The organism is Ruminiclostridium hungatei (assembly GCF_002051585.1).
In the GTDB taxonomy this organism is placed as follows: domain Bacteria; phylum Bacillota; class Clostridia; order Acetivibrionales; family DSM-1351; genus Ruminiclostridium; species Ruminiclostridium hungatei.
Window position 1 is genome coordinate 1 of sequence record NZ_MZGX01000057.1, and the last position, 2,151, is coordinate 2,151.

Sequence of the window (2,151 nt, forward strand, 5' to 3'; positions counted from 1 at the left end):
TGTAAGAATCGGTGCTAAAATACCCTTAATAAACGGTTGAAAAATCCCCACAAAAAACGTAGTCTTCTCTTTGGGAGGAGACGCAGCAATGATACAAAGTGAGGAATTTTTCATGATCAGAGATTTAAAAAGCAAAGGAATGAATATCACCCAGATCGCAGAAACATTGGATCTGGACCGAAAAACCGTAAGCAAGTGGCTAAACTGCAATCAGTTACCCACTTATCACAGAAAACCCACGCAAGAAAGTAAGCTTGACAATTACAAAACCTACATCATAGAGCGAATGCGTGAGGGGTGTGTTAATTCAATCATCATCTTTGATGAAATAAAAGCGATGGGCTATCAAGGAAAGTTAACGATTCTTCGTGATTTTATGAAGCCATATCGAGAACAAGCACGTGGAAAGGCATCCATACGTTTTGAAACCCCTCCGGGCAAGCAAGCCCAGGTTGATTGGGGCGAATTCAATCTGAAAAAAGAAGATGGTACCTTCATTAAGATTCATGCCTTCATTATGATAATGGGACACTCCAGAAAACAATATGTAGAGTTTACGGAGAATGAGCGCATCGATACTTTGATTGGCTGCCATGAACGAGCATTTGCCTTCTTTGGTGGCGTACCTGAAACCATACTTTATGACAATATGAAAACTGTCGTCAAACACAGCCATCAAACCAGCTCAAACAAATGGAACGAAAAGTTCCTACGGTTCGCCAGACATCAGAACTTCAGCACATTAAGATGTCGGCCATATCACCCTAGAACTAAAGGCAAGGTTGAAAATGGCGTCAAATATTTACGCAAGAACTTTTGGCCGAGAATCCGTACTGTAAATAGCCTGGCACAATTGAACGAAGCTGTGAGATTGTGGCTGGACACTATCTGCAATGTCCGCCTGCATCAGACCATTCACGAAGTTCCAGCGGAAGCTTTTAAGCGTGAAATTTTAAAGCCCGTGAATACGGAAGTATTCGTACTTACTGATCTACAATCCAGAAAAGTGATGAATGACTGCACCGTATGCTATGAAACAAATTACTACTCTGTGCCTTATCGTTTCGTTGGCCAGCGTGTTGGGATTCGAGATCTGAAAAACGGATATCTAGAAATATATGATGAGCTTGGAAACTGCATAACATCGCATGTGAAGCTTTCGTGCAAGCATCATTTTCAGCGCAATAAAAAACACTTTGAAGGACTATCCGCATAGCCACAGAGAAAAGTTGCCGCCACAGCACCTATTCTGGTTCCAGAACAATCTCCCAAAGTGTATCAAAGACCTTTGCAGGTCTATGATTCGCTGATATGCGAGGTGACACAATGATCCATGAGCGTTTGCATCAAGCCTGTGAAATCCTTGGGCTAGTACATATGGATGCTGTTTATGATCACTACGCAGAAGAAGCTTCTAAGGGTAGTATATCGTATCTGGAGTTCCTAGAGTATTGGGGCTGAGATTGAAGCTAAGCGTGACAGAGCCACCAAGGCAAATATGAAACTGGCAAAATTGCCATATGTGAAAACACTGGATCAATTTGACTTCGAATTTCAGCCGAGTGCTAATGCCAGAAAAACAAATGAGCTCAGAACATTAGGATTCGTATCCCGTGCCGAAAATGTTGTGTTGCTTGGGCCGCCTGGTGTTGGTAAAACGCATCTGGCAGTGGGACTTGCCGTGGAAGCAATCAAAAATGGGTTTACCGCATATTTTCTGAGTGCCCATGAGCTGATTGCAATGATTAAAGAGAATATTGCATCAGGGCGGATCCATCGAAAAATCAAGACACTCTGTAAGCCGGGCATTCTGATCATTGATGAAGTAGGCTATGCGGCAATGGATAATGAGACGGCACACTACTTTTTCCAAATCGTTTCTAGCCGGTACGAAAAGGGCTCAATCATCTTGACTTCCAATAAGTCCTATGGTGAATGGGGTGATGTATTCAGCGACAACATTGTTGCCACGGCAATACTTGACCGGCTTCTGCACCACTCCACTACCATCAACATAAAGGGGATAGCTACAGAGTAAAGGAAAAGAAAAAAGCTGGTTTCTATGATCCCAACAGATTTGAATCAACTTCTGCGGATTAATTGGGGAATTTTCTACCGTTGTTTTAGGGGATTTTAGAAATGTTCTTGACA

At 42.5% G+C, this 2,151-nt stretch carries 2 protein-coding genes; both read left to right on the forward strand.

What is annotated here, in order from left to right:
• The first annotated feature begins 88 nt into the window (after window positions 1-88).
• A complete protein-coding gene (istA, locus tag CLHUN_RS21405) occupies window positions 89-1,216 on the forward strand; it encodes an IS21 family transposase (RefSeq protein WP_242656590.1) in 1,128 nt (375 codons plus the stop codon).
• A gap of 282 nt (window positions 1,217-1,498) precedes the next feature.
• Complete coding sequence (gene istB / locus CLHUN_RS21410) at window positions 1,499-2,038, forward strand: IS21-like element helper ATPase IstB (protein ID WP_242656591.1); 540 nt, start codon at window positions 1,499-1,501, stop codon at window positions 2,036-2,038.
• Window positions 2,039-2,151: the final 113 nt, after the last annotated feature.